Source organism: Vibrio sp. 378, from assembly GCF_033339435.1.
Genome location: NZ_JAWOUO010000001.1, coordinates 148,065 through 174,766, shown reverse-complemented (window position 1 = coordinate 174,766; position 26,702 = coordinate 148,065). Strand labels below are relative to the sequence as shown.

Below are 26,702 nucleotides of genomic sequence, written 5' to 3'. Positions count from 1 at the left end.
TAATTTAGGAATTTTGATGACAAACGAACAAAAAGATCAATTCTAATTAACCGGATAATAAAAACGTTAGTTTGCGCAGATTTTTCATACAAATACACGCTAATGTGTTCATTTTATTGAAGAAGAAAAACTATAATCCAAGCAAATCATTAGTTTGAACACTAATGATTGTTTTATTTAAAAGGATGTATACCTAAGGAACGAAAAAGAGAAGTTTGACGACATTGGCCTGAGCTTAAAGGGTAATACGTTCGATACAGAACCTGTCGAACGAACATTACTTGGCCTAGGTGCCCTACTCTTCTTGCCAAATTAAGTTTCTTGAAAGCGCTTAGGTATATCAGAAAAAGGAAGTACATATGTCTGACTCAAATTGGCTCAGCGAATTCCCGGAAATGGATGCCTCTGATCTCAGGGCGATTCGCAAAACACTCGACGGCGCCTACAGAGATTTCTCTCGCGAGTATGGTGAACTCATTGAGTCTCTGTTTGATCCACTCCTTGCGTTTCTTGTCTGGTTTGAAAAACTTCTGATTTCTACACCTTGGTTCATTATTTTAGGTGTCTGCACCACTCTCGTTTATGCCGCCAGCCGCTCTTGGAAACTGGCCGCTGCATGTTTTGGTTCGCTGATTCTGATTGGCTATTTTGGAATGTGGGAAGACACTATGCGTACGCTCAGTATCATCACTGTATGTACTATGCTTGCCATCGCACTTGGTATCCCTATCGGCATCGCTATGGCGCGCTCTAATCGCATTCAGTCGGTGGTAACACCATTACTCGACGTCATGCAGACCATGCCGGCATTTGTGTATCTCATTCCAGTTGTGATGTTATTGGGCATTGGGAAAATTCCTGGCCTTATCGCAGTAGTGATCTACGCGATTCCACCAGTTATTCGTTTAACCAATTTGGGCATTCGTCTAGTTGATAAAGAAGTATTGGAAGCCGCAACCGCATTTGGTGCCAGCACTCGGCAACGGCTTTTTGGGGTTCAGCTTCCGCTTGCAATGCCAACCATCATGGCGGGAATTAACCAAACGATCATGATGGCACTGTCAATGGTGGTCATCGCATCAATGATTGGGGTAAAAGGTTTAGGTCAGCCTGTTCTAAAGTCTATTACCAATCAATATTTCACTCTTGGTCTTCTCAATGGTTTAGCAATTGTCGCCCTAGCAATCCTTTTTGACCGTGCTTCACAAGCGTATGCGAAACGCACTCAAGCTCATTTAGGAGACTCAAAACATGACTAGTCCACTTATCGAAATCAGCGGTCTGTATAAAATCTTCGGCCCCAAACCCAATAGCGTGATTGAGCGCGTTAAGTTGGGACATAGTAAAGAGCAGGTTTTAGCGGAAACGGGCCACACGGTCGGACTAAAAGACATCAACCTGCAAATTCAAAAGGGTGAAATTTTTGTCATTATGGGATTATCCGGTTCTGGAAAATCCACCATGATTCGCCACTTCAACCGATTAATCGATCCAACCATGGGGCAGATTTTGGTAGAAGGGGTGGATGTCATGCAACTTTCTAACAAAGAGCTTGAACAGTTTCGCCGTCACAAGATGTCTATGGTGTTCCAACGCTTTGGCTTGCTGCCTCATCGCACTGTTATCGACAACATCGCATATGGTTTAGAAGTTCAGGGAATAAATAAAGAGGCGCGCTTAGAAAAAGCAAATGAATGGTTAGAAACCGTTGGACTGACGGGTTATGAGCACCAGTATCCTGCTCAACTATCGGGTGGACAGCAACAGCGTGTGGGCCTTGCACGGGCACTGGCTACCGACGCCGAAATACTGTTGATGGACGAGGCTTTCTCAGCATTGGACCCTCTGATTCGGAGCGAAATGCAAGATCAGTTGGTAGAGCTGCAACAGAAGCTGCACAAAACCATTATTTTCATTACTCATGATTTAGATGAAGCGCTTCGACTTGGCGATCGCATCGCGATACTTAAAGACGGTGAACTTGTCCAACAAGGTTCACCGGACGAAATCTTACTGCATCCTGCCGATGAGTACGTTGAAGCCTTTGTAAAAGACGTCAATAGAGCGCGAGCACTGACGGTCGAAACGCTGATGCAGCCACCTTCGTACTGTGTTCGCGCTGAAACCATTGAAGATGCGCTGAGTGAAATGAAACGTGTTAAACGTGATTATGCCTACCATGAGACCAATGCAGGCTATCAAGGCGTGATAACACAGCAAGGATTGCTAAACGCAGCGAAGTTAACTCACCTATCAGATTGGCGTGATGATATCTATGAAGAGGTGCCTACCATCTCTCCACATTTAGCCATTGAGCAAGTGCTGACTGAAGTCATGTCGTGTGAATATTCACTGCCCGTCATCGATAAGCACGGCAATTTGAAAGGCGAATTAAATCGTCAGGTTATTGCGGAGCTGTTTTCTGATCAACGAAGCACAAAACGAGGCACTTCACGCTCAAGCTTCAATAACGTTTCTTAGATGATGTTGATAATACAACTCACAATAATGTGGGCTGTTATCAATTAACTCGCTCCCACTCCCCTTTTTAGATATTTGTCTGTGGGCTCAAGCTTGATACCCAAAGCAACATTTACATTGTTCTGATTTTCCTGACAATTTCATGCTCATATCCGGTTTTATTGACATAGTTAGATCATTCTATTGCTTTTTGATGACGCAAATCCTCGATAAATGTCTACTATTACTCTCATACAAAATCTTGATTTAAAGAGGGATAAAATGAAAAAGACAATGTTGGCACTAACAGGCGCGGTAATCATTCTTGCAGGCTGTCAAGATGAGAAACCTGCCGAAACAAGCGCAGTTGAAGTACCTCAGGCAACGGAAACTGAAGTCACCACCAGTGCAGACGTTACGACTGAGACAATTGACACGTTACCAGTAGAAGAAGAACAAGTAATTACTGAAGAGACTTTTGTAGACTCTGAACACAACGCACAAAGTGCTCTGGACTGGAACGGCACCTACAAAGGAACACTACCTTGCGCGGATTGTGCTGGTATCGATATGACCATCACACTAAATCAAGATGGCACTTACGTACTTGAAGAAAGCTACCAAGACAAAGAAGACGGTCAATCAAAATCTGAAGGTCAATTCACTTGGGACGCAAATGGCAGCATCGTAACGTTGACAAATGAAGATGCACCAAACCAATACTTTGTTGGTGAAAACGTACTTATGAAGCTAGACATGAATGGCGAAAAAGTAACGGGTGACCTAGCACCATTATACAACTTAACGAAACAGTAAGAAGTTAGTATCAATACCTGATAAATACCCCAAATCCGAGCCACCCCAGCTCGGATTTTTCGTTATTTTAACGAAAGCTATTTCAGCAACCTTTCTATTCTGAAGCAACATTCTGCTTCTTACCCTGATTGTTCATTACATTTCCATACGCTTTGCCGATAGATGCTTACAACGTTATTTTGTACAGTGTTCAAAACAAAACAGAACAACTCGGAAAAATGATGAAAAAAACATTAATTGCACTACTTACTCTGACAGCTGCTGGCTCAGCTTTCGCTGGCGATACTTACATTCGTAACGGTAACATCTACAACAACGAAGGCGGTTGGAACGTAGAAGCTGGTGTGGCTCAAGGCAGCGATCTTTTCAAAGATCAAAAGCATAATACAGCACCAATTCTCAACGGTGGTTACCATGGTGACGACTTTAATGCCGACCTAAGTGGCATTAACTACCGCTTCTTCGGTAACACCAATGAGTTAATCAACATGAGTGCCTACCTTGTAGGTAGTGGTGTAATGCGCGACGGTGATACAGCGAAAAGCCTGAAAGGCACAGATAAACGCCGTTTCGCCGTCGATCTAGGTTTAAACGCAGACTTTACACTGGATCAAAACAACGTCATTTCTACATACCTTCAGCACGATATCAGCGGTGCTTACAAAGGTTACTTAGCGGGCGCGACTTACTTCCACATCATGAAATTCGGTAGTGTTGATTTTGTTCCTTTTGCTAACCTAACTTATCAAAGTGAAGACTACGTAGATTACTACTTTGGTGTGAAACAACGCGAAGCAAACGCAAACCGCAAAGCATACAAAGGTGATTCAACGGTAAGCTATGGTGTGGGCTACAAACTTGTTATGCCAATCAACGACAACTGGCAAGTAAGCCAAATGACACAATACACGCGCCTAGGCAGCGGTATCAGCGACTCTTCTATCGTTGATAGCGCAAACCAATGGGTTGTTGGCGCAAGTGTGTCGTACAACTTCTAATCCGATACGCCCTTATAAAGCCATCATTTCGATGGCTTTATGCGTTGGACATTTGCATAATCTTGAACACCGACTCTAGTGTGAATGAGCAATCCATAACCTATGTAAATCGCTATAGCCTGTATTCTTCACCTGCACACCTCGCACTTGCTGTGTTTTTGTCACTTCTTCGTAGCCAACAAACAAAGGCAAATATAGGTACTGATCGCGCAGCGCTTTCTCTAGGTTTAATAAAGACTGTAGCGAGTGATCATCTGCCATCGCCCTGCGAACCTTTTCTCTATGGCTTAACATCTGGCTTTGATCAAAACTAAAACGCAGTCCAGTTGCTATCGACAGCCATTCGAAGATGCCATATTCAAATGGTGCTTCCATGACTTCCTCAATGAAGAGCAAATCTGCTTGGTGAGACACTACCTCAGGAAAACTAATGTCATCAATAACAATGATCTCTAACTCTAATCCCGTTGCACGAATCACACTGTGCAACCATTCGGAATGACGAATTAAACTCGGAATCGTCCAGACAGGTTCAGCTAATACCACTTTACCTTTCAGTTTAGGTATCACAACACCATCTGTTATTGATAAATCTTGCTCATGAGTCTCTAACTGAATGCTGTCAACGGCACTTGGCGCATCATAAATTCGCTTTTGCACATGGATGTAATCAGCGAGTTGATACCAAGTTTCTTTTGTGAGTTGGGATTCCACGCGTTCGCGGTAGGTCAGATATGAAAATGCGCTAATTTTTTCCACTTCAACGTGATCGGAGCTTTGGTTAAAGCTCAACATATTTAAGGTTTTAACATCACCATGAGACAGCGTTATTTGATCTAACAATGCGCGTGCTGAAAAATACTCTTTGTGCGCTTCAAGAGTCATACTCTCCTGGTTCCAGCCGCTGATTTTAAATGGTCCAGTCCCTATGTGGTAGGAATAACTAGAACCGAAAGAGACGACATCTCGACACAGAATAGACGCATGAGGAGTTGCTAGCATGTATGGAAACAACTTGTTCGGATGCTTCAATATAATTTTTAAGCAGTTAGATGTTTCTGCAACCACGCTATCAATGCATTGCCAGAGCTCGTGAACTGGTCCTTTTATCTCCCTAAGTCTTTCTATACTCCAAACCACATCCTGTATGTTAAGGGGCTCGCCATCATGGCGATATATGCCTGGCCGCAACCATAACGTCATTACCTTGCCTTCCATTTTCCATTCGTGTGCTAACGATGGCTCGATACCACCATTGGAATTTTGGGTCAGCAATACGTCATAAACGCTTTTCGCGACGTGTAATTCAGTGTGACGGTAAGTATTCGCAGGGTCGATTTTGGATACCCAAGGGTAAGAAGAAATCAAAATAGCGTTATTTGATTCATTCAATCGATTCACTTTTTCAGAAGCGATGGTTAGTGCTCTAACCGCGGTTTGACCGAACCAATCAATAAGTTTCGTTATTGAGTTCATTCTTCCTCTGCCAAGCTCCTCAACCAAAAACTCGGTCATCGCTTGTTGGAGGGAAATATTAATACTGAGACGGCTAGCGTTACTTCGGCCAATCGCAGGTTGCCAATCGACCCAATCGTAAGTGGCAAGCTTTTTCATCACAATAGAAACATTGCGCCTCGACGTGCAAATCACCGCTTCTAGCTCAGAAAGCGTAACAAGGTGATACTGGTGAGGTTCAAAGTGCTTTAACAGTAGATCCAGATACCTAAGATTGACATCGTTCACAAAGATTCCTAAGAGTTATTCCAAAGCAAAAAAATAGCACAGGACGCTTAGCAACTAAACTTCCTGTGCTATATCTAAACAAATTCAAAGCTTGGACTCAGCTCGACCAACAGAAGTCAAAAACGTTTACTAAGCCAAGAGGTAACTTGAATAAGTATTCTTAGAAACGGTAGCTCATACCTACAGAGAATACATTGATGTCTGCATCAACCGTTACTTTTTCATTGCCAAATTTCGCAATGTCTAGCTCAGGCATCATGTATTCCCATTCAACTTGTAGAGCAAAGTTTTCAGTAATAGCGAACTCTGCGCCTAAACCGTACATGCCTGTTACAGTGCTGTCAGAAATGGTGGTATGGCCTGCGCTACCGTCAATCACAGAGTTGCTAATTTTGAATTCAGCATTGAAGTAAGAAAGACCAGCTTTAGCAAAAAGGTTGAAACGATCGCCAATCGGTAGAGTCGCTTTTGGCTGAATCGATAGATACTTCATATCACCAACAGTAACAACTTTGCCGTCTAAAGCATCGTAGCCACCAATGGCTGCTTCTAGAGAAATGTATTCGTTGAATTTGTAACCACCGAATACTTTGCCTGAAAGGCTTGAGTCATCTTCAAGTTTAAGTTTAGTGCTAGCGTTAGTACCACCACCATTGATAGAGCCATTAACATCACCAAACGATGCTTGACCTACAGATGCACCAACGTAAGGAGCTGCGTTTGCAACAGAACATGTTGCTAGAAGGGCTGTCATTAGCCATGTTTTTTTAAACATTGTATTTCACTGCCTGTTAATTATTGAGGTTGTGTTTTGCCCATCCTTAAGCATGCCATGCTATCCATTTCACTTGGTTTCAAAACCAAGTGGATGTTAATGAATAAAAACTCAATAAAACATGAAATATTTAGACACAACTTTGCCACTTTCTTTCTTAATTTCGACAATTTAGTCATTTCACAAGCATTGCTGCTTCAACCAGTTAGTGAGCTTGATGATTTCCGCTTGCTTGGCTCGACTCTTTTTATGAATAAAATAAAAGCTGTCTCCGGTTTCCAATCCATGAGAAGGGATGTACACCAAATCGTGCGCTTTATCTCTTTCATTGAGCATAAAATCATTCGCAAATGCGATGCCTTGGTCATAACGCGCCGCCTCTATTGCCAACAACATATGACTAAAATGTTGAACATCGACATCTTTCGGCAAGGTGTAACCGCCCGCTCTGCACCACTCAGCCCAGTCTTTTCCTCTCTCACGATAAATTGAGTCTGTCGACAAAATAGGGTATCGCCAAAGCGCTTCTGGAATCGGTTGATCTTGCAACTCTTTCCAAATTTTATGGCTGCAGACCGGATACAGCGTCTCCGCGTATAACTTTACCGACATGTAGTTTCGCTTTGGCTTTTCTACCGTGATGAAACAATCGCCAACGCTGTCTGTCTGTTCAGGATCTCCAACGACCATATTGAGTGTCAGATCGATTTCTGGATGTAAGCGCTTAAAATCAGACAAACGCGGAATAAGCCACTTTACGGCAAGCGAGCTATAAATCGCCAACCGTATGCTGCCTTTGTCCCCTTCTCGCACCTTTTGGCTGGCCATCGCAATTGAGCTAATTGCTGGGCTAATATCCTCTAAATAGCGGGTGCCCGTATCGGACAAAGAGAGCTTTCTGCCTTGACGGATAAATAATGATTCACCCAAATAATCTTCTAATAATCGTATCTGGTGACTAACGGCACTTTGCGTCACATTGAGTTCTTCAGCAGCAAGCGAAAAGCTCGAGTTTCTGGCAACAGATTCAAAACAGTGAACCGCTCTGAGTGGTGGCAATTTCATTATCTAAAAATCTCATACTTAAACTAATAAATATCACTTCACTTCATCCTATGACATCACCTACTCTTTGGCAAAGAAAGAGGAGAGGAAAAAGTGAAAGTTACATCGGTCGGAGCAGCGATGCTGCTATTAATTGTTGGAAACCTCATTGCGGTGCTTTCGGACTCTTTAATTAAAAGTGTCGGAAATGAAGTGCCTATTTTTCAATTTGTCTTTTTCCGACAAATTTCAGCGGTGCTTTTCCTGCTGCCAGTCTACTTGCTAACAAAAAATGCGCCTTTTCTTGAAGGGTTTAAGTGGCATGCTGTTCGCGCTCACGTATGGTTACTTGGTGCAATATTCATGGTTTTGGCGATCTCATCTTTACCGCTCGCAACTGCGAACGCGATCTTTTACGCCGCGCCATTGATCATGTTGCCGCTTGCAGCAATCTTTTTTGGAGAACAGTTGTCTAAGCAATCGGTCGCCGCAGCGATAATGGGCTTTGCCGGTGTATTGGTCATCATTCGTCCAGACCAAATCGATTGGGCAGCGATTTCAGCTTTAGTTGTTGCAATTACTTTAGCAATCAATAACTTGCTCATTCGAAAACTGCCAAAAAATCAGTCTGTGATGCAAACGTTATTGATGACAAACTTGGCAGGTATTCCAGTAGCCTTCTTGCTTGTTCTGATCGAAGCAGAACCTTGGGACTGGAGTGCTTTCCCTGTTGCTGCTGGCTCAAGTTTGTTCATCATGATTTATGCAGCAACATGTGTCATCGCTTACCGCTCGATCGATAGCAACAAAATTGCGAGCGCTGAATACAGTGGCTTAATTGGTGCCGTGTTTGTGGGATTGATTTGGTTTGGAGAAGTGCCTGATATATTTATGGCAATAGGAACCATTATGATTGTTGTGCCTCTGGTTTGGCTTTCTAAACGAGAGCGTCGCAAGAAAAAGTTGCAAGAGCAACAAGAAGCGCACGTTACTTAAAGTTGTGCTCTAACCCAAAGACTAAAAAACCGAGCCGTAAGTGCTCGGTTTTTTTATGTGGCTCTAATCGGTTTTTACGTAAGCGACTACGTGAGATAAAAACTGCCTTGCAAAGCGATCATTAAACCGGATGCGATATTCATGCTCGGCTTCCGACACTAGACGCCAGCCTTCAGCAAAGTATTCTTTGATATCATCAACCGCTTCTTCTTTATTTTTGATGTGTTTCGCGTTCCACTGATAAGTGCAAGAGACAACGATCAGCCCACCCACCTTGGTGGTTTTTTTTAGAGCATTGATCACGCTAAGTGGCGACTCACATTGATCAATCACATTTAAACATACGACTAAATCAAAGCGAGATTGGAGAGTATCGAGCTCAAAAGGCTGGTTAATTAGCGTCAAATCAACATGAGCACATTTCTGTACGATATCTCTATTCTCTACCTCTAAAGTGTTTAAGGTGTTCACATCGTGAAGGTAAGTAAGCTCGACGCGTTGTTCTTCTATTAATAATTGCTTCAAGCCATCCATTAACCTATTTGAAGGCTCCACAAGCGTCGCTTCTTTAAGGTTAGGTAAGCGTTGCACTAACTCATAATAATTTCTTCCCAGCGCCGCCCCAACCTCAAGTAGGGAATACGGCTGAACGCTGCTTTCGATTACCGCCTGCGCAATAAAATCAGCAACTTGGGAGCAGTGAGGTGATGACAAAAAAGAAAGTGGGACTTGTTTTGAGCGACTGGTTATCATCTCAATCTGTTGCTCCTCAATGAACTTGTCGAACCATTGCGCTTCGAAATAACCAGCCAGACCGTGCTCGGCCAGGTAAAAATCTTCCATGTTTTTTCCGTTCGTACTTTAAGAAAAGTGATTGTATCGAACGCGGAAATTAACGGGTATTTCTGGCCGCACATTCCAATGGGAAAACAGATGAAAACGCCGCTTATGTGAAAAAGCCCTTTCATCTCAAAGATAAAAGGGCTTGTTAATCGCTTCGGTTAAGTCGCTAACTATTGTGGTAGAACAACGTTACCATCTTGAATTGGGAACGTTTTTGTCGCTGGTTTGCTCGCCAAACGAACCGTCGTTGGTGCACCTGAAACTTCGTAAGTGACGTCGTAACCCACTACTTTATCAGATGTCGTATATTCTGTATGACACTGTTTTTTCGTCGTTGTTACTACATCACCTTTTTGCACATTTTCCTGGATCTTACGACCTGTCAGTGCACCAGCAATCGTACCAGCTGCAGTTGCAATCACTTTACCTGAGCCACCACCGATTTGGTTGCCCAGCGCTGCTCCAGCTGCTGCGCCACCAACCGTACCAATAATTTTATTGTCATCCGCAGGGGCAACTTGCTCGGTTACTACCACGTCTTTACATACTTGGTGCGGCTTTTTCACCGTTTCAGTCACCGCTTCAACCAAAGTAATGTTTGCTTGAGTTGGAGCTGGTGGCGTTTTGTCTTTACAGCCTGCTAGTACAGCAACAACTGCCGTTGCAATTGCGATAGATTTCATATTCATGATTTACATCCCAGTATGGTTTGCTTTGATGAGCGTTATGGTAAATCGCAAAAGGGAAATCACATCAGACGAAAACAAACCCTCTGTTATTAACAAGTAAAGAAACACTGTTTTATAAGAGATACGTCAAGAAACACTCAGCAGAATGTCAACAGAGCTAAAACTGTATCACTACTGATTATGATTGGGCTGGACTAGTCTATGAGATTTATTTTTAAGCCAAGCTCAAAAATAGTTCGTCATCCGTTAAATACTTATGACGGTGGCTTAGATTACGCACGTGCATAAACATAAAATCAGGGAAACCAGGCGCTATAATGTTATTTGGTTCCCAGCATACACCGCCAACAAACACATATCGCCCCTGCTTGCCATCTTCGTGAAGGGGGTTATTAAGAGGAGAAGAAAACTCTGCTCGGCAACCTTCAACCACACAAACAATTTGTCCTTTAAAAAGGCCAATCACGCGCTTTACAAGATTTGCCTTGATACCACACTTCCATGCTTGGCGAGTGGCCATCTCATAGCCATATTTTCGGATCGCTTTCTTTTGCAAATGTACTACTAGGTTCATTTTGACTCCTGATTCAAGCAACTACGTGAAGCCCAAAGTCATAAAAGCAGATAGACGTCTATACCCGAGTGAGCTCATGGTACGTGGGAATAAACTACGTGATTAGACTGAGTTTAGTGTCGGATGAGATACACCGTCCACGATGCTGTAACGTATCGATTTACACCTATCAAAGGCAGATAACACATCAACTTTTGAGTGCTTTCCTGCGCTGTATCTGGTTACTTCTGTATATTACTATAACGAAATCACCCTCCACGTTTACCTATATAAATTTGTCGTAACGATAGAGGGTGCTTATCATGGAGAGAGGATAACGCCTACGCGTCGATGAGATAATTTTGACCTTCAGTTTCTAAACGATCAATCATTTTACGACACTCATTTAAATCAAGAGGTTGTTCAAAGCGGCGCTTGAGATTCATCAAAAAGAAGATATCTTCACACATGGCTTTCTCAGGTTCGTCACTGATTTTGGCGACCGGTGAACCATTGCACGTGACCATTTTTATCACGATAGAAAGTGGCTGGTAGGCTTCACCATCTTTATTGACATAATCACCCATATCATTGGCAAGAAAAGTACCGATACCAAAACTCACCTGAATACGTCCTTGGAAATACTCGCAAATATCTAACGCTTGTTCGAAGTTAAGTCCGTCGGTAAACACCAGTGTTTTTGTTAATGGGTCTATATTCAGCGACTGGTAGTGTGCAATCATTTTTTCACCCCAGCTATAAGGGCAACCACTATCGTGACGTACACCGAAGTACGCGTTACTTAGTTCTTCATCAAAGTCTTTAAGGAAAGCATCGATACCAATCGTATCGGTTAACGCAATGCCTAGTGCACCATTAAACATTTTTTGCCAACGTTGCAACGCCACTTTCTGCGAATCTCGCACATTCACCAGAGCTTGGTGTCCCATAAACCATTCATGAGCAACGGTGCCGATAGGCGTCAAATTCAGCTCTTTTGCTAAGTGATAGTTACTTGTTCCTGTCAAACATTCCGGCACTTCCTGGCACAAATATTCCAGCATAGTGCGCTGAGCTTGGAAGGAAAAACGTCGACGCGTCGACATGTCAGAAAATTTAAAGTTAGTGATGTTACGACGTTTTAGTTCCGACTTTAGGTGTCGAACTTTCTCTTCTAAAACAGTGGTAAATTGCGCAACAGGGATATCTGACCAACGCTGACGGCTACGAACTTCAGACACGATGCTCATGATGATCGTTTCGTACAAGATGGTATCTCGCCACAAACCGTTAATGGTAATTCTTAACTGGCTTGAGCCATCAGCCATGGCTTTATTATGGAAAGAGACATCACTTTGTGGGTTGAAACGGAAATGGCGCAGTGCATCAACAAAGTCAGGATTCAGGTAAGGCGCGACACGCTTAATATATTCAATTTCTTCTTGCGTAAATTGAATATCTTGCAGTTTAAGGACTTCGGCTTTTACCTCAGGCAAAAGCTCAGAAAGGTCTTCCTCACTGCGCACGATAAACTTATATGACACCATCGCATCAGGGTAAAGCGCTGTTACAGCACTCATCATATTGACTTTGTAGACATCGAAATCCAAAGCGCTTTGAATGATGCGGGAAGAAAATAGTTTGGTGGTCATTAGGTGCCCTTCTACATGCCCTTCCTGGGTATATAACTTTTTGTTACTAACTAATTTGCGTAAACAATAAACACCCATCTATAGTTTGTCAACTTTTGTTACTAACCACTCATTTTTATAAGGTTTTTTTGTCTAGAATTCGAGCAAGCATTGTGAATAAGTCAGAGTCATCCTTAAATTTATGCTCAAACCGTATTACGAACACTACCAAAAACGTTTCTAACAACTCGTTACTTACCCATTGATTGACCACTTGTTATGCGCTAGATTACTTACAAATCAATATTAGGACCCAACCATGATCGTATCTGTCGACATTATTCCATTCAGGCTATCTGGCTGTGCCGATAAGGGATTGGAAGTGTTGTTGATTAAACGTTCAAATCCAAATCGGCCATACCATGGAGTCTGGGCACTACCGGGCGGATTTGTCTTTGATAAAGACTTAACCAGTGAAGGCGGACGCCCGGCCGATGAAAACTTTGAAGCGGCGCGTCGCCGAATTTGCCGTGAGAAAATCCATACCTACCCTCGCCATTTTAGCGAAGCGTTTATCGACGGTGATCCAAAGCGCGATCCAGAAGACTGGAGCTTAAACATTACGCACTACGCCTTAGTCGATCGTAACAATGTAGAGCAAATAAATAATGCAGGTGTACCGGAATGCCAACTTAAATGGTTTTCGCTACAGGCTATTCTCAATGGAGAAGAAACCCTCGCATTTGATCATCAAAAAACCATTGAAAAAGCGTGGCAAAAGCTTCGTGCATCCATTGAATACACATCGGTTCTTTTGTTTGCATTAGACAAAGAGTTTTTGGTTGCGGACATCATTTCTGCTTATCAAGAGTTTGGTATTGATATCAGCCGAATGACGATTAAGCGCCGCTTGATAGATTCAGGCGTACTAAAACCCACTAATAAAGTCGCTTCAACCAACAAAGGCAAAGGTGGAAAACCCGCAATGGTATATACGCTGACTAGCGACGAAGTAACCTTTTTTCAAAACTGTTTGCGTGGATAAACGCAGACAATCAGACAGACAAGGAGTCTGCCATGACTGTTCGAGTAAACTATCAAACTACAGCAGTGATCGACGTTGATCCAGAGAAAGGCTTTAGTGAGTTATGTCCAAATGAACTGCCCGTTGCAGGTGCGTTGGAAATCGTACCGGAGCTTTTGAACAATCATGCCAAAGGCCGATTAAAACTGGTCAGTCGTGACTTGCACCCACCGAAAGCAAAATGGGATGCAGAATCGCCAGCCAATATGCTTGAGCCCGTTGGTTTACCGAATGTGGATATAAAGTGGAACCGTCACTGTGTGCTTGGCACAACAGGTTCTGAGCTGCTAGATGGCTTACCACCCGTGTTGGACTACGATTTTCAAGTTAATAAAGGTATGGATCCTGACGCACACCCTTACGGTATTTTTTTCCATGATATTGCCGACACCAAAACGACAGGCGCGCATGAATTTCTAAAGTTCAACGGGATTGATACCTTAGTTATCGGTGGCCTTGCCTTAGACTTTTGTGTGAAAAAATCCGTCATGCAAGCGCTGGAACTTGGCTACAATGTGGTAGTTAATCTTGCTTCAACTCGTGCGGTGCTGCCTGATAATGTAGAGAATGTGCTGACAGAGCTCAGAGATAATGGCGCATTATTTGTCGAAAAAGCGGACGACATCATCGTAGAAAAGTTCGCTTAGAAACGATAGTAACCGAGAAGGATTTCACCATGCATCAACATGAAAAATTGAATTACGTTGAATTTGGTTCCACTAATGTCAGTGCGACCAAACAATTTTTTGAGCGTGCTTTTGACTGGAGCTTTACCGATTATGGTCCAGAATATTCTGCATTTTCAGGACAAGGGTTGGATGGCGGATTCTTCAAATCTGAGTTTATAAACCAAACCGCAAATGGTGGCGCACTTTTAGTATTTTATAGCTCAGACATTCAGGCCACTCAGACAAAAGTAGAGCAGCATGGTGGAAAAATTATCCGCCCTATTTTCGAATTCCCCGGCGGCTGTCGATTCCACTTCACTGAACCGAGTGGAAATGAATTCGCAGTATGGTCAGAGAGCCATTAAGTGATCACAAATCAACAACACACCATCAACGTGAGCCCAAGCTAGCCAGATCCGGAACTGGCATTACATTTCTGGTTGACCTCATCCTTGGTTTAATTCACTGTTAGCGCAACAATTAATCGATGAGGCGCTAGACCTCGACCAAGGATGTCAAATGACTGCCGTCAGTTTTTTTCGCTTACTCTGCCTCGCTGCTATTTGGGGTGGCTCGTTTCTGTTTATGCGAGTCGCCGCCAACACATTCGGGCCGGCTTACTTAATCGAATTTCGAGTTACATTTGCCGCCGTCGCTTTGTTATTGATCGCCGTATATTTGAAGAAGAAACTCACGTTAACTGCGCATACTAAACACTTCTTTATTATTGGCTTATTCAATAGCGCAGTTCCATTTTTACTCTTTGCGTACGCAGCCCAGACACTGAATGCATCAACTTTAGCAATATTGAACTCAACCGCCCCAATATGGGGAGCACTAGTTGGCTTTGTTTGGTACCGCAGCCCACTCACAGCGAAATCTGTTCTCGGTATGCTAATAGGCATTGGAGGCGTTGCAGTCTTGGTCGGCTTAGATACTTCAACCATAGGTGAAGAAGCCATGCTCCCTATTGCCGCCAGTTTGATGGCTTCTTTCAGCTATGGCATTGCTACCAACTACACTAAAAATGCGCCACAAGTGCCTGCTTTTGACAATGCTCACGGCAGCATGTGGGCGGCGGTTATTTGGGTACTGCCGCTGCTACCATTCTTACCAATGCGTGCAGAACCAAGTCATTTCGAATGGAGCTCTGTTGTCACGCTCGGCGTTGTATGCACAGGGTTCGCTTATTTGCTCTATTTCCGCTTAGTTTCTGATATCGGCCCAGCGTCAGCACTGACTGTCACTTTTCTTGTTCCTGTTTTTGGTATCTTATGGGGCTACTTGGTGCTAGATGAGCCCGTCGGCTCTAACACCATCATAGGAACAATTCTAGTGCTTAGCGGCACTATGCTAGTCACCGGTTTCTCCCCAACAGCAATGCTCGCGAAGAGAAAACGAAGCGTGGCTTAATCAGCCTAATATAACTTCCACACCTCGCTTTTTGATTTGTTCAAGGTCGCTTTTCGGAGCGGCTTTGTCAGTCAGCAGCACTGATATTTCGTCAGTCTTACCAATTGATGAGGGATAAATTTGCCCAAATTTACTAGAATCCGTTAGAACAATATTGCGCCTTTTTTTCGCAATGATGGTTTCTGCGATCTCAGCGCGCATCATGTCGCGGCTAGTAAAGCCAGTGTCTTGATGGAAGCCGTCAATACCCAAGAAGGCCGTGCTGAAATGAATGTTCTCAATACACAACTTAGTCAGCGGTCCGACCAAGCTCTCGCCTTGGTGCTGATACACGCCACCAAGCAAGATAATGTTGGCAGAAGTGTTACGGATGAGATGGGCGATATACGCCGATGGCGTAATAATGGTCACATCGCCGCGCTCAGCCAATGTCCGAGCCAACAACGCATTGGCACTGCCTCCTTCAATCAGCACTGTCTCATTCGGTGCGACCAAATCCGCAGCTTGGTTTGCGAGCGATTGTTTAATATCGAAACGTACTTCTAGGCGGGCATCAATGTCATCACTTTGCAAAGCGGTAGCTGCGCCGTGAACGCGCTTTAGGTAGCCCTGTTGCTCCAGAAAGTTCAAATCCTGTCTGATGGTCACGCCCGACACGCCAATGATGTCAGAAAGCTCCGTGACTTGAACGCGTTTACGGTCGTTCACTAATTGCAGAATTTCATTTTGTCTTGGGTTCACAGGTTCGCTCCTTATTGATGAGCTTACAGTATACTCACCTGATGTTTCATATGAAAAGAACTTGAAAGTAAAAAGGAAAAAACGCGTGGTCTGATTAGCCAAGCTGTACCTTGCGAATATCGCTCCCATCAACAGATAATAGGGCAACGAAAATGGGATGTAGGGGTTAACTCCCTACATCCCAACAACGATAGAGACTAGGATAAAAGTAATGGAAGAAATTTACTTCGCAGGCGGCTGCCTTTGGGGCGTGCAAGAATTTATGCGCCACCTTCCGGGCGTAATCAACACAGAAGCCGGGCGAGCAAATGGCACAACGGATAACACTCAATCCGAATACGATGGCTACGCAGAGTGCGTGAAAACCCAGTTCGATGCTGAGCAAGTTTCGGTTGAAACTTTAATGGGGTATTTGTTTGAGATAATCGACCCTTACAGCGTTAACAAGCAAGGTGAAGACGTAGGTGAGAAGTACCGTACTGGTGTTTATAGCCAAAACGAACAGCATCTCACCATCGCGAAAGCGTTTATCGCAGCACGACCGGACGCCGACAAGATCGCCGTAGAAGTACTGCCACTCACAAATTATGTACCAAGTGATGATGAGCACCAAGACAGACTCACAAACTTTCCGAATGATTACTGCCACATCCCATTAGATTTACTACATAAATACAGGGATAACTCGTAACCATTCAGTCAGCATCGCTTTAAAAGGCAAGATGCATATCAGTTTAAATCGATGCCTTCCACTAATGACAATGTCATTTCTGCCGCCGATATTTCCTTACAACCCGACGAGTTTTGTCCGCACCACAACGGTGTGAATTCATCTCGGTTTTGCTTTTCCATAAGCGCTCTTAGTTGAGCCATTTCAATGGAGGCGTATGGGAATTTCGGCGCAAACTCACTGATGTAGCCTAGCTCCGACATCGCGCGATTCACAATGCCTCTCGCTGGTCGGCCCGAGAAAACATTGGTCACAGCGGTATGTTGCGCGCGTTCACTGGCAATGGCATATCGATGTAAAGACGATGTTTTCGCCTCATCACACAACAAATAGGCGCTGCCAACTTGAACGGCACTCGCTCCTAATCTCAACTCGGCTTCCACCCCACTTCTATCAGCGATTCCGCCTGCAGCAATAACAGGCAAATTCACCCGTTTGGCGATTTGTGGTAATAACGCCATCAAACTTAATTGAGTAGTTAAATCATCCGATAAAAACATACCTCGGTGTCCACCAGCCTCCAAGCCTTGGGCGATAATACCGTCAACGCCTTTTGCTTCTAGCCAAAGTGCTTCGTCCACCGTAGTCGCTGACGAAAGGATCTTCCCTCCCCACCCTCTAATTCGAGCTAACAGATCATCGTCTGGCAAACCAAAGTGGAAACTGATCACTGGCGGTGCAAATGGTTCAATCGCGTCAGCAATATCAAGATTGAAAGGCATCCTTGTCAGAGCGTTTGGCTGAGCCTGAACGGTTGCATCAACCTCGGAAAAATACGGTTGCAGCGTTTTTTGCCACTTTTCGTGCTTGTTGGCGTCATACTCCGGCATTTCATGGCAAAAGAAATTGAGGTTAAACGGTCGGTTAGTTGCCTGCTTGATAAGTTGAAGTTCTTTTACGATGGCGTCTTTGTTCAGCATTCCACAAGGTAACGAGCCAAGCCCGCCAACATTACTGACGGCTATGGTCATTTGGCTGTCTTGCACACCGGCCATTGGCGCTTGAATAATCGGTAACTCTGTTCCCAAAAGTGTATTAAATACCTTGTTTATCATGCTCTTTCCTTGAAAACTTAACCTTTACCTGTGATGGATCTGCGCCATCGTTATCCAGACTAGACTTTCACATGATTAACCGCTTATAAAGTTAAAGTGATGCATTTGTGCGCTATGCACTTTTGATAGAAATGACAAAGGGAGCCTATGGCTCCCTTAATATGCTGAATAACAAGAATCAAAGTGACTATCGTACGACATCTGATTCAAGCTCTAGCTCTGCTACAGACAGCATGGCAAACTCTTCCTCGGCGGTTGCTGCCACCAGTTTGTTGCGGCTGTATAACCCATAATAAACACCACCGATAAGAAACAATCCCATTGTCATGAAAAAGGCTGAGGGATCAAAAGCATAAACACCTGTCATTGCGATCAAAGAAAGCACCAGAGAAATACTCGAAGTAATTATCCCACCAGGCGTTTTATATGGACGAGTTAATTCCGGCTGTTTAATTCGCAATAAAATATGGCTCAAGGACATTAATGCGTACGATACAGTCGCACCGACAACAGCCATCGCCAAGATTAAGTCCCCCTCACCCGTAAGTGAAACCAAGAACCCAAAAACGCCCGGAACCAAAAGCGCACGAGAAGGCACTTTTTTGTCACTGGTTAATGACAAAGTTTGCGGTAAATAACCCGCGCGGGAAAGCGCAAACACCAAGCGACTGTAACCATAAATGATTGAAAAGAAAGAAGCGATAAGGCCAGCCAATCCAAGTAAGTTCACGGCCATTGCTACCGTTGAATTGCCCGTAAGCTTTAGGGCGTCAACTAATGGCACCGCGCTATCGCCTATGACCTTTGAGCCAACCGCACCAGCCAAAAGGACGACTACGAGAGTTGCGGTTAGCAATAAAAACAGCATCGCACCAATGATGCCTTTGGGAACATCTTTTGCCGGATTTTTTGCCTCCTCTGCCGCTAAAGGCACACCTTCAACCGCAAGAAACAACCACATTGCAAATGGCAACGCAGCCCATACGCCATACCACCCAAACGGCAAGATTTCTGTTGCCTGAGCCGTCGCCGGAGCAATATCGAATAAGTTATTAACGTCAAAGTGATCAATAAGCACAGCAGCAGTAATGAGAATAGCTAGCACAGCCAAACCGCTGATGACCATCATTACTTTGAGAGCTTCGCCTACCCCTGCCATATGAATAGCGATAAAGACGGCGTAGAAAAGTGCGTAAACAACAGGGCCATCGATACCAACCAATTCATTCACTGCTGAGCCAATAAAAATCACTATCGCAGCAGGCGCGAGCGCATATTCAATCAAAACTGATAAGCCAGTGAAAAAGCCGCCTGTCGGCCCCATCGCCTGTCTTGCGAAGCTGTAACCACCACCCGCAGCAGGAATCGCCGCAGACATTTCAGCTAAAGACAATACTAGCGTGAAATACATTATTGCCATCGCGATAGCAGCAATAAGAAAGCCTCCCCATCCTGCTTGAGCGATGCCAAAGTTCCAACCGGCAAAGTCACCAGATATAACATACGAGACACCTAAGCCAGCAAGTAAAATCCAACCTGCGGTGCCTCTTTTTAGCTGCCTTTTGGCCAAGTACTCCTGATGTTTAGACATAGTAAATCCTTCTACTTTGATGAAATTAAAAAGTTGTCGCTGTGTTTATCTTCAACGCTTGCGCCACTTGGCTCATTGATATCGGAGCGATCTTTCAGGTTCACTCCTGACAGTTGTAATTTTCGAGCCTCCTTGAGCAAGTAAAATGCGCGTTCACAGGCATCGTCATAGTTGAGCCCCTGGGGACGCACATTGGAAATGCAGTTTCTTTGGGAATCTTTAGAGCCTCGTTTAGCCCCCCAAGTGAGATACATACCCATGCTATCCGGAGAAGTTAGACCGGGCCTCTCTCCAATTAAAACCAGCACGGCCTTGGCGTTAAAACATTCACCAACATCATCCCCTACCGCTACTCTTCCTTGCTTTACGATTGTGATAGGTGCGAATTTCCATTGATGTTCATCATCAGCGCTTAAAAGAGAAATCAATCGAGTAACAACAGGCACGGCATGGTTTTGAATTGCGACGGAAGAAAGTCCATCAGCAATAACAATCGCAAGATCAATGTCAGTGTTATGCTCATTTGCTATCAAGTTGAGCGTTTGCCAAGAAGATTCATCAAGCAGCCTTCCTAGATCGGGCCTTTGCAGGTACATAAGCCGGTCACTCACTTGACTGCTCACTACCACTGGAGGTTCTAAGGTATTTTCAAGAATCGAGTAAGAGTCCGATAAACCAGCAACGAGAGAGTCAACATTCAAACTGCAATGCACTGCATCCATAGCTTGGGCATGATCCAGCTGAAATGAGAGTAACTCGTTGGTTGGTACACTGTTTCCGCTGCGACCCAGAGCGATCCGAGCAGAGGTGAAGTCGCGTAACTTGCCCCAAGGGTTGTGTGTGACAACTCCAGACTCATCTTGTGGGGACTGAGCAATGGTGATTACTTTACCCATGAGAATACCCCTTATTCAGTTGGTTAATTGCTCCCGAAAACGAGCGAGAGATTTGCTCACTTAACCGAACGTCTTGCACGCTCTCGAAAATCTGCATCTCCATTAACCATTTTTCAAACTCTGGTGCTGGCTTCAAACCGAGTACTTTTCTTGCGTAAAGGGCATCGTGAAATGAGGTAGTTTGATAGTTGAGCATGATGTCATCAGACCCTGGAATACCCATGATGAACGAGCACTCGGCCACACCTAATAGTGTCAGCAAGTTATCCATGTCATTCTGATCGGCATAGGCATGATTGGTGTAACAGATATCGCAACCCATAGGTAAACCAAGCAACTTTCCACAGAAATGATCTTCAAGCCCAGCACGAATGATCTGTTTGCCATCAAACAGATACTCAGGGCCAATAAACCCAACGACAGTATTAACCAACAAAGGATCGAACTGTTTCGCGACAGCATAAGCGCGGGCTTCACAAGTCTGCTGATCGACCCCATGAAATGCATTCGCAGACAGCGCTGTACCTTGTCCGGTTTCAAAATACATCACATTGTTTCCTACGCTACCTCGATTCAAAGACAACGCGGCTTCATGGGCCTCTTTCAAAATCGACAAGTCGATTCCGAAGGTATCATTCGTCCCTTGCGTGCCGCCTATCGACTGAAAAACGAGATCGACTGGTGCACCCATTTCAATGGCTTCGATCGTGTTCGTGACATGAGTTAACACACAAGACTGAGTCGGTATTTGATAGTGTTGAATCACCTCATCCATTAAGTTCATTAACTTAATAGCTTGAGGTACATTATCTGTTGCCGGATTGATACCGATAACCGCATCGCCATTTCCGTACATCAGACCATCAAAAATGGTCGCTGCGATACCGTTGAGAGAATCAGTGGGATGATTCGGCTGTAAGCGAGTAGACAGGCGACTCGGCAAACCAATCGTATTCCGAAAAGCCGTGACAACTTGGCATTTTTTAGCAACGAGAATCAAATCCTGGTTGCGCATAATCTTACTGACTGCGGCCACCATTTCTGGTGTTAAACCTTGACGAATTTTAGCCAACGTTTCACCATCGGCTTCTTCACTCAGCAGCCAATTTCGAAAATCTCCGACCGTCAAGTGCTCAATCGGCTTAAAGGCTGCAAGGTCATGCGTATCGATAATTAGGCGAGTGATATCGTCGCTTTCGTATGGAATAACCGCCTCGTTAAGAAACGTTTTAAGTGGTAACTCAGACAGCGCCATTTGTGCGACTACACGTTCTGCCGCTGACTGAGCACAAACCCCGGCTAACGCATCGCCTGAGCGCTCCGGTGTCGCTTTCGCCATCAAGTCAGCTAATGACTTAAAGGTATAGACTTTACTTCCTTGTTGCCGACGATAAGTTGCCGTCATTGCTCTTCCTCTTCACTATTTGGTTCGCTTTTTGCTGAACTATCAATAAGCTTTAAGAAAGTATTGCCAAATGTGTTCCGTAGCGTTATCAAAAACTGGCAACATTTATAAACCAATAATAAACAATGAGTTATGTAAATACTGCTCCAACATGACTCACAAAAAAGGAATGAGCATCACAAGGATGAGTAACCAAATGCCCCAAACTGCACCAATGCTGTGCATCCATCACACTAAGGATGCAAACCAACAAGCTGCGAGTCTGATAAACTGGCAACAGGAGTATGACCAACTCAGCGATGGTCGATTTTTAGGTCAAATTCGAGAACGACGATTTCCCAATTTCCATGTGTTTCGTGAAGACAGTAACCGCTCGCTAAGACAGCAATGCAGGGTTGAAGAGGGAGGTATTTGGTTGGGTTTGAGTGCGGAAAATAAGCCGCTACACCTAAATCACAGTCAGTTTAATTCAAGCCAGCTTTTGCTTAGGCAAGGTGGCGCTGATTTTGAGTTAATGACACCGGAGCAGTTTTCTATCTATGGAATAGTGCTCGACAAAAACTTCGTTCACATCATAGAAAATCAACTTGAGCTTGGGAGTATCCAAAACAACACATTTCACTTAACGGGTTTGACGGAAAAACACATTCAACAACTTAAATACTACTTAGGCACGTTACTTGGTTCCGCCGAGCCAAGATGGTCTGAAACCACACATCAAGCAATCTTAAAAGACATTGTGCTGGAGTTGTTCTCACTCAGTTCACTGCACACGAGCCATCCGATATCAATCTCTCATCGTCAACACGTGATGCAGCGTATAAAACAACAGCTACAGGATCTAGACTACCGTACACCAATAACCGTCAGTGAACTGTGTGACGCAGTACACGTCAGTCGTCGCACACTACAGTACACCTTTGAACATTGCTGTAATACTTCCCCAAAGCAGTTCATACATCGAATGCGCCTAAATCAAGTACGTAGAGTGCTACAAAGCCCTGAAGATAATCGAACAATTGCAGAAATCGCTTTTGACTTTGGCTTTTTCCATCTCGGGCAGTTCAGTCAAAGCTACAAGCGGCTATTTGGTGAGACGCCAACTGAAACGAGAAAATGGGAGTCCAGCAAATAAAATGACAGGCAGTATATTCTTTCACATCCTGCGTTGGGGCCATGTTATGCAGTCGCAATGATTTGCTGAAACTTAGCATGAAGCTCTTCAAGTGCCGCTTCAACATCCGGTTCTGCACGGCTCAAGTGCGAGATTAACGTCATAAAATAGCAGTCAAAAATCAGCGGTATTTTTCCCTCAAGGACGGAGCTTCCGTTTACAGATTGAAACAAAGCTTGGTTAAACGACTGATAATAATCCAAATCCCAAATCACCTCTTTCAACAAAGCTCGGCTCAGCTCAACGTTCGCAAAATAGTAGCGATAGTATTTCTCCGTCAGCGCCAAACCAATGTCGATATCGGTTTTACCTTCCACACTGACTAGCGTTTCTTGACTGATCTGTTGCAGTTGCGCCAGCATCCCTTCGCGCAAAATCGACAGTTTAGTCGGGAAATGGCTAAACACTGTGCCATCGGCTACTCCTGCTTCTCTCGCTATCTGCCTTGTGGTCGTCATGTCATAGCCATTTTGAGCAAAAGATGCCCATGCGGCTTTTAGAATTTTATCTCTGGTTTGTTGTCGCTTCGTCATTGATGTGTCTGCTTAATGAGCCTGAAAGGATCATACCTTGCGTGGTTGAGATTGACAAATTGAGCGCGCTCATTTATAAAATTGAGCATGCTCATTTTATATAAATACAAAAGGAATCGCTCATGTACGTATTAAACAAACTAGGCCAAGGATTGATTTTCTTCCCGACCATCTTCTGCTTTTCGTATATTTTAAGACCGATATTAATGGTCATCCTTATTCCAGGAGGACTCGCACTTTTGGCGTTAATCGGTGGCGCAGAAGTCAGAGCAGAACTCAAAGCCATGCTGCTTGAGGAGTTTTTTGGCGTTAGCCCATCGCACACCACCTCGAAAAAGGCGTGAGTGCGCTACAAACGTTGGCAAGGCTAAGTAAAAAAGAAAACGCGCAGATATCGAGATCTCAATACCTGCGCGTAGATGTGGTGAAAATAAGACTGGCGTTAGTCAGTATTCATGTTCTGACCAATTCGCCATAAAACGCCGCTAGGGTCAAACAAACAACATTCGCGCATGCCCCAAGGTTGCTCGACCAGCTCAGTCAAACGCGAACCAAATTCTTCATGACCCACTTTGGATAAGTGCTGATGCCAGCTTTCTGCGTCTTCTACGAGCAAGTGCATCATGAAGTTATTGCCGTGTTCTGGCTCATAAAAATTCTGTAAAAGAAACGCGCAGCTACCTTGAGAGAAGTATGCTACATCACCGAAGTCCGATGCCATTTCAAAGCCAATCGCCTCATAAAAACGTTTTGATAGCGCGTAATCTTTCGCCGGAACAAATGATTTGATTTCAACAATATTGAGGTTTTCCATTTCCAATTTCCTAAGCCTTTTTCCATAAAACTGACTGACGTAATCTCGCTCTATGCCTTCTATTCGCCTTGCGTAATCTGCTGTGATGACAGTGGCACACACTCTGCCATTTGCGTTTGTAACCACGTGATAAATTTATGTTCGAGTTCTGTACGCTTTTTATCTTGACTCAATAAAACGTAATTGCAACTTGATGGAGAAAACCCAAATGGTGCGACCAAATTACCACGCTTAATATCGTCCATGACAAAAGGATACGATCCCATTGCGACGCCTAAGCCATCCACCGCTGCTTGTATGCAAAAATAAAAATGCGCGAATGATTGCTGAGTGTTGCCGTTGAAAGTTTCACAACGTGTTGATTGCTGCCAATCCGCCCAAGCATTCGGTCTGGTTTGGCTATTCAACAATCGAGCTGCTTTCAAATTGTCTTTAATGGATTGCCAATACTCAGGAGAAAATACCGGCCCCACCCACTCTTCCACAAGAATGGTTTTGTCGTAATCGTGATGCTGCGCAAAATCGTCTCGACGAATCGCCATCGAAAGCCCAGTTGATCCTAATGTTACCGGGCCACCAGCCGTCGACAAACGAACATCAGCACGGTGTTCATCATTAAACGCGGCCAACCTTGGCATCAACCAGCGCATGGTTAATGTCGGTTCACAAGACACTTCAAGATGCTGATGCTTCTCTTGCATAAGCGTATTCACGCCTGTTTCTAGCGTTTGGAATGCCGTTTCTGTGTATGTCTTGAGTAATTCGCCTTCTGCCGTCAACACGACTTTCCTGCCCTCTTTGAAGAACAAAGGTTGAGACAGATATTGCTCAAGTTGCTTGATCTGCTTACTCACGGCTCCGTGGGTAATGTTCAGTTTGTCAGCCGCTTCAGTGTAGCTTGAAGAACTCGCCGCAACGTGGAAGACATAAAAAGATTTCAGGTGACGCATCTGTGAGTTTTTCTCACCAATATGGGAATATTTCTCGATTATAGTCAGTAATAAAGACGCCTACAATTCCGCTACATCCCAGACTTCATCATTCAAACAGGAAATCGATATGGAATTTGTAACTCTTGCGTTATTAGGTGTGCTTATTGTTATTAGCCCTGGCGCAGACTTTGTTTTGGTATTAAGAAATAGCTTAAATCAAGGACGAAAAGCAGGCGTATACAGTGCGATTGGTATCAGCATGGCGATAAGCATCCACATCGCTTACTCCATGCTGGGGATCAGTTACTTAATTTCACAAAATGAATGGTTGTTTAATCTCGTGCGCTATCTTGGGGCCGCTTATCTTGTCTACCTTGGGATTAAAGGAATATTCTCCTCGCAACCTGCATCAAACTCAGAAACCGTTCAACAGAGCGAGTATTCAATGTGGCGATTTTTCATGCAGGGGTTTCTGTGTAATTTACTCAATCCCAAGACGATGCTGTTTTTTCTGAGTATTTTTAGCCAAGTGATTTCTCCCGACTCTAGTCAGCAACACATCGCCTTGTTCTACGGGATTTATATGATTGCGCTGCATGGTATTTGGTTTTCTATCGTTGCTGTTTTATTCACGTCACCCCAGCTACAAGCTTTCTTGTTGAAGATTAAGCATCGACTCAATCAAGCATGTGGGGCGGGATTAATCATTTTCGGCGCGATGCTGGGCTTAAAAGTGTAGTACGCTTGCGGTCCGATTACCCCAGTTCAAATTGATCATTGAACAAGTGGCTGTAATCAAATAAAAATCTTCATTATCAATACCTTAAATTAGAAAAAACAGCCAACGTGCGCTGGCTGTTTCGATACAGTTAATGGATGACCCGAGCGTCCCCTTTAAATAACTGAGACAGATCGATAGTGAATATCGTCACCGTCGGACGTTTAGGCAGAGCATTTTCGATCGAAAACTCTGGCCCAGCTGGAACAAGGGGGAAGTGAATAGCAGTCGGCCACGTTGACGAAGCTTCATTACCGCCCGGCTCAGATATTGAGAAAGAAAACTCAGGTAAACGGGTCATAACACTTACCTCAAATGACTGATTAGCGGGCTCAAGCGA

Annotated in this window: 29 protein-coding genes; 13 read left to right on the top strand and 16 right to left on the bottom strand. The window is 44.2% G+C overall.

Annotated elements, in window-relative coordinates; translation table 11 throughout:
* The first annotated feature begins 359 nt into the window (after positions 1-359).
* From R7Q48_RS00830 to ompV, 4 genes are all read left to right on the top strand, one after another.
* Positions 360-1,259, top strand: coding sequence for an ABC transporter permease (locus tag R7Q48_RS00830; protein ID WP_005373926.1), 900 nt, complete (start codon positions 360-362; stop codon positions 1,257-1,259).
* Positions 1,252-2,481, top strand: a complete 1,230-nt coding sequence (locus R7Q48_RS00825; protein WP_104980425.1) for a quaternary amine ABC transporter ATP-binding protein — start codon at positions 1,252-1,254, stop codon at positions 2,479-2,481. The genes R7Q48_RS00830 and R7Q48_RS00825 overlap by 8 nt, the downstream gene beginning before the upstream one ends.
* Positions 2,482-2,742: 261 nt before the next feature.
* Positions 2,743-3,276 carry a copper resistance protein NlpE gene (locus R7Q48_RS00820; protein WP_005373930.1) on the top strand — a complete coding sequence of 178 codons (534 nt, stop codon included), beginning with the start codon at positions 2,743-2,745 and terminating at the stop codon, positions 3,274-3,276.
* A 221-nt stretch (positions 3,277-3,497) separates the two neighbouring features.
* Entirely contained in the window at positions 3,498-4,274 is a 777-nt protein-coding gene (gene ompV / locus R7Q48_RS00815) for an outer membrane protein OmpV (protein WP_017635134.1), read from the top strand.
* A gap of 75 nt (positions 4,275-4,349) precedes the next feature.
* On the opposite strand, the gene R7Q48_RS00810 is transcribed toward ompV, so the two are convergent.
* From R7Q48_RS00810 to R7Q48_RS00800, 3 genes are all read right to left on the bottom strand, one after another.
* Positions 4,350-6,017, bottom strand: coding sequence for an ABC transporter substrate-binding protein (locus R7Q48_RS00810; protein ID WP_005387219.1), 1,668 nt, complete (start codon positions 6,015-6,017; stop codon positions 4,350-4,352).
* A 160-nt stretch (positions 6,018-6,177) separates the two neighbouring features.
* A complete protein-coding gene (locus R7Q48_RS00805) occupies positions 6,178-6,792 on the bottom strand; it encodes an outer membrane beta-barrel protein (protein ID WP_005373936.1) in 615 nt (204 codons plus the stop codon).
* 180 nt (positions 6,793-6,972) lie between these two features.
* Complete coding sequence (locus R7Q48_RS00800) at positions 6,973-7,857, bottom strand: LysR family transcriptional regulator (RefSeq protein WP_005387224.1); 885 nt, start codon at positions 7,855-7,857, stop codon at positions 6,973-6,975.
* Between the two features lie 93 nt (positions 7,858-7,950).
* On the opposite strand from R7Q48_RS00800, the gene R7Q48_RS00795 reads away from it, so the two are divergent.
* Entirely contained in the window at positions 7,951-8,832 is an 882-nt protein-coding gene (locus R7Q48_RS00795) for a DMT family transporter (RefSeq protein WP_005373940.1), read from the top strand.
* Positions 8,833-8,895: 63 nt separating this feature from the next.
* On the opposite strand, the gene R7Q48_RS00790 is transcribed toward R7Q48_RS00795, so the two are convergent.
* From R7Q48_RS00790 to pncB, 4 genes are all read right to left on the bottom strand, one after another.
* A complete protein-coding gene (locus R7Q48_RS00790; protein ID WP_318132106.1) occupies positions 8,896-9,675 on the bottom strand; it encodes a methyltransferase domain-containing protein in 780 nt (259 codons plus the stop codon).
* Positions 9,676-9,845: 170 nt separating this feature from the next.
* Positions 9,846-10,364, bottom strand: coding sequence for a glycine zipper 2TM domain-containing protein (locus R7Q48_RS00785; protein WP_005373945.1), 519 nt, complete (start codon positions 10,362-10,364; stop codon positions 9,846-9,848).
* A gap of 214 nt (positions 10,365-10,578) precedes the next feature.
* A complete protein-coding gene (locus R7Q48_RS00780; RefSeq protein WP_033906302.1) occupies positions 10,579-10,938 on the bottom strand; it encodes a hypothetical protein in 360 nt (119 codons plus the stop codon).
* 320 nt (positions 10,939-11,258) lie between these two features.
* Positions 11,259-12,569 (bottom strand): nicotinate phosphoribosyltransferase, encoded by a 1,311-nt coding sequence (gene pncB, locus R7Q48_RS00775; RefSeq protein WP_042523435.1) that lies wholly within the window; start codon positions 12,567-12,569, stop codon positions 11,259-11,261.
* 298 nt (positions 12,570-12,867) lie between these two features.
* Between pncB and R7Q48_RS00770 the strand changes: the two genes are divergently transcribed.
* The 4 genes from R7Q48_RS00770 (at position 12,868) to R7Q48_RS00755 (ending at position 15,713) form a co-directional block, all read left to right on the top strand.
* Positions 12,868-13,593 (top strand): NUDIX domain-containing protein, encoded by a 726-nt coding sequence (locus R7Q48_RS00770; RefSeq protein WP_005373953.1) that lies wholly within the window; start codon positions 12,868-12,870, stop codon positions 13,591-13,593.
* Between the two features lie 32 nt (positions 13,594-13,625).
* A complete protein-coding gene (locus R7Q48_RS00765) occupies positions 13,626-14,279 on the top strand; it encodes an isochorismatase family protein (RefSeq protein ID WP_033906301.1) in 654 nt (217 codons plus the stop codon).
* 29 nt (positions 14,280-14,308) lie between these two features.
* The gene (locus R7Q48_RS00760; protein WP_042523322.1) at positions 14,309-14,665 is read left to right on the top strand and encodes a VOC family protein; all 357 of its coding nucleotides are present in this window, start codon (positions 14,309-14,311) and stop codon (positions 14,663-14,665) included.
* 154 nt (positions 14,666-14,819) lie between these two features.
* Positions 14,820-15,713, top strand: coding sequence for a DMT family transporter (locus R7Q48_RS00755; RefSeq protein ID WP_005373960.1), 894 nt, complete (start codon positions 14,820-14,822; stop codon positions 15,711-15,713).
* Here R7Q48_RS00755 and R7Q48_RS00750 read toward each other — a convergent pair whose 3' ends face one another.
* Positions 15,714-16,454, bottom strand: coding sequence for a DNA-binding transcriptional regulator YciT (locus R7Q48_RS00750; protein WP_017635127.1), 741 nt, complete (start codon positions 16,452-16,454; stop codon positions 15,714-15,716).
* A gap of 211 nt (positions 16,455-16,665) precedes the next feature.
* On the opposite strand from R7Q48_RS00750, the gene R7Q48_RS00745 reads away from it, so the two are divergent.
* Positions 16,666-17,145, top strand: coding sequence for a peptide-methionine (S)-S-oxide reductase (locus R7Q48_RS00745; protein ID WP_005388723.1), 480 nt, complete (start codon positions 16,666-16,668; stop codon positions 17,143-17,145).
* A gap of 38 nt (positions 17,146-17,183) precedes the next feature.
* Here the strand turns inward: R7Q48_RS00745 and R7Q48_RS00740 are convergent, their stop codons facing one another.
* The 4 genes from R7Q48_RS00740 to R7Q48_RS00725 all read right to left on the bottom strand — a co-directional run bounded on the left by R7Q48_RS00740 (position 17,184) and on the right by R7Q48_RS00725 (position 22,131).
* On the bottom strand, positions 17,184-18,239 hold the full coding sequence (locus R7Q48_RS00740) for a nitronate monooxygenase (RefSeq protein WP_318132105.1): 1,056 nt from the start codon (positions 18,237-18,239) through the stop codon (positions 17,184-17,186).
* A gap of 187 nt (positions 18,240-18,426) precedes the next feature.
* A complete protein-coding gene (gene eat / locus R7Q48_RS00735) occupies positions 18,427-19,830 on the bottom strand; it encodes an ethanolamine permease (protein WP_005388719.1) in 1,404 nt (467 codons plus the stop codon).
* An 11-nt stretch (positions 19,831-19,841) separates the two neighbouring features.
* Positions 19,842-20,726 (bottom strand): ethanolamine ammonia-lyase subunit EutC, encoded by an 885-nt coding sequence (gene eutC, locus R7Q48_RS00730; RefSeq protein ID WP_213972254.1) that lies wholly within the window; start codon positions 20,724-20,726, stop codon positions 19,842-19,844.
* Positions 20,719-22,131 (bottom strand): ethanolamine ammonia-lyase subunit EutB, encoded by a 1,413-nt coding sequence (locus R7Q48_RS00725; protein ID WP_115386484.1) that lies wholly within the window; start codon positions 22,129-22,131, stop codon positions 20,719-20,721. The genes eutC and R7Q48_RS00725 overlap by 8 nt, the downstream gene beginning before the upstream one ends.
* Before the next feature lie 184 nt (positions 22,132-22,315).
* On the opposite strand from R7Q48_RS00725, the gene R7Q48_RS00720 reads away from it, so the two are divergent.
* Entirely contained in the window at positions 22,316-23,266 is a 951-nt protein-coding gene (locus tag R7Q48_RS00720; RefSeq protein ID WP_031781237.1) for a helix-turn-helix domain-containing protein, read from the top strand.
* A 44-nt stretch (positions 23,267-23,310) separates the two neighbouring features.
* On the opposite strand, the gene R7Q48_RS00715 is transcribed toward R7Q48_RS00720, so the two are convergent.
* Positions 23,311-23,838 carry a TetR/AcrR family transcriptional regulator gene (locus tag R7Q48_RS00715; protein WP_005373975.1) on the bottom strand — a complete coding sequence of 176 codons (528 nt, stop codon included), beginning with the start codon at positions 23,836-23,838 and terminating at the stop codon, positions 23,311-23,313.
* Between the two features lie 122 nt (positions 23,839-23,960).
* Here R7Q48_RS00715 and R7Q48_RS00710 point away from each other — a divergent pair, with 122 nt between their 5' ends.
* Positions 23,961-24,182 carry a hypothetical protein gene (locus R7Q48_RS00710; RefSeq protein WP_017635120.1) on the top strand — a complete coding sequence of 74 codons (222 nt, stop codon included), beginning with the start codon at positions 23,961-23,963 and terminating at the stop codon, positions 24,180-24,182.
* Between the two features lie 98 nt (positions 24,183-24,280).
* Here R7Q48_RS00710 and R7Q48_RS00705 read toward each other — a convergent pair whose 3' ends face one another.
* Positions 24,281-24,652, bottom strand: coding sequence for a VOC family protein (locus R7Q48_RS00705; protein ID WP_005373979.1), 372 nt, complete (start codon positions 24,650-24,652; stop codon positions 24,281-24,283).
* 59 nt (positions 24,653-24,711) lie between these two features.
* On the bottom strand, positions 24,712-25,602 hold the full coding sequence (locus R7Q48_RS00700) for a LysR family transcriptional regulator (protein WP_064369418.1): 891 nt from the start codon (positions 25,600-25,602) through the stop codon (positions 24,712-24,714).
* Between the two features lie 109 nt (positions 25,603-25,711).
* Between R7Q48_RS00700 and R7Q48_RS00695 the strand changes: the two genes are divergently transcribed.
* Entirely contained in the window at positions 25,712-26,323 is a 612-nt protein-coding gene (locus R7Q48_RS00695; protein WP_005388704.1) for a LysE family translocator, read from the top strand.
* 130 nt (positions 26,324-26,453) lie between these two features.
* Here the strand turns inward: R7Q48_RS00695 and R7Q48_RS00690 are convergent, their stop codons facing one another.
* Complete coding sequence (locus R7Q48_RS00690) at positions 26,454-26,663, bottom strand: hypothetical protein (protein ID WP_115386481.1); 210 nt, start codon at positions 26,661-26,663, stop codon at positions 26,454-26,456.
* Positions 26,664-26,702 lie beyond the last annotated feature (39 nt).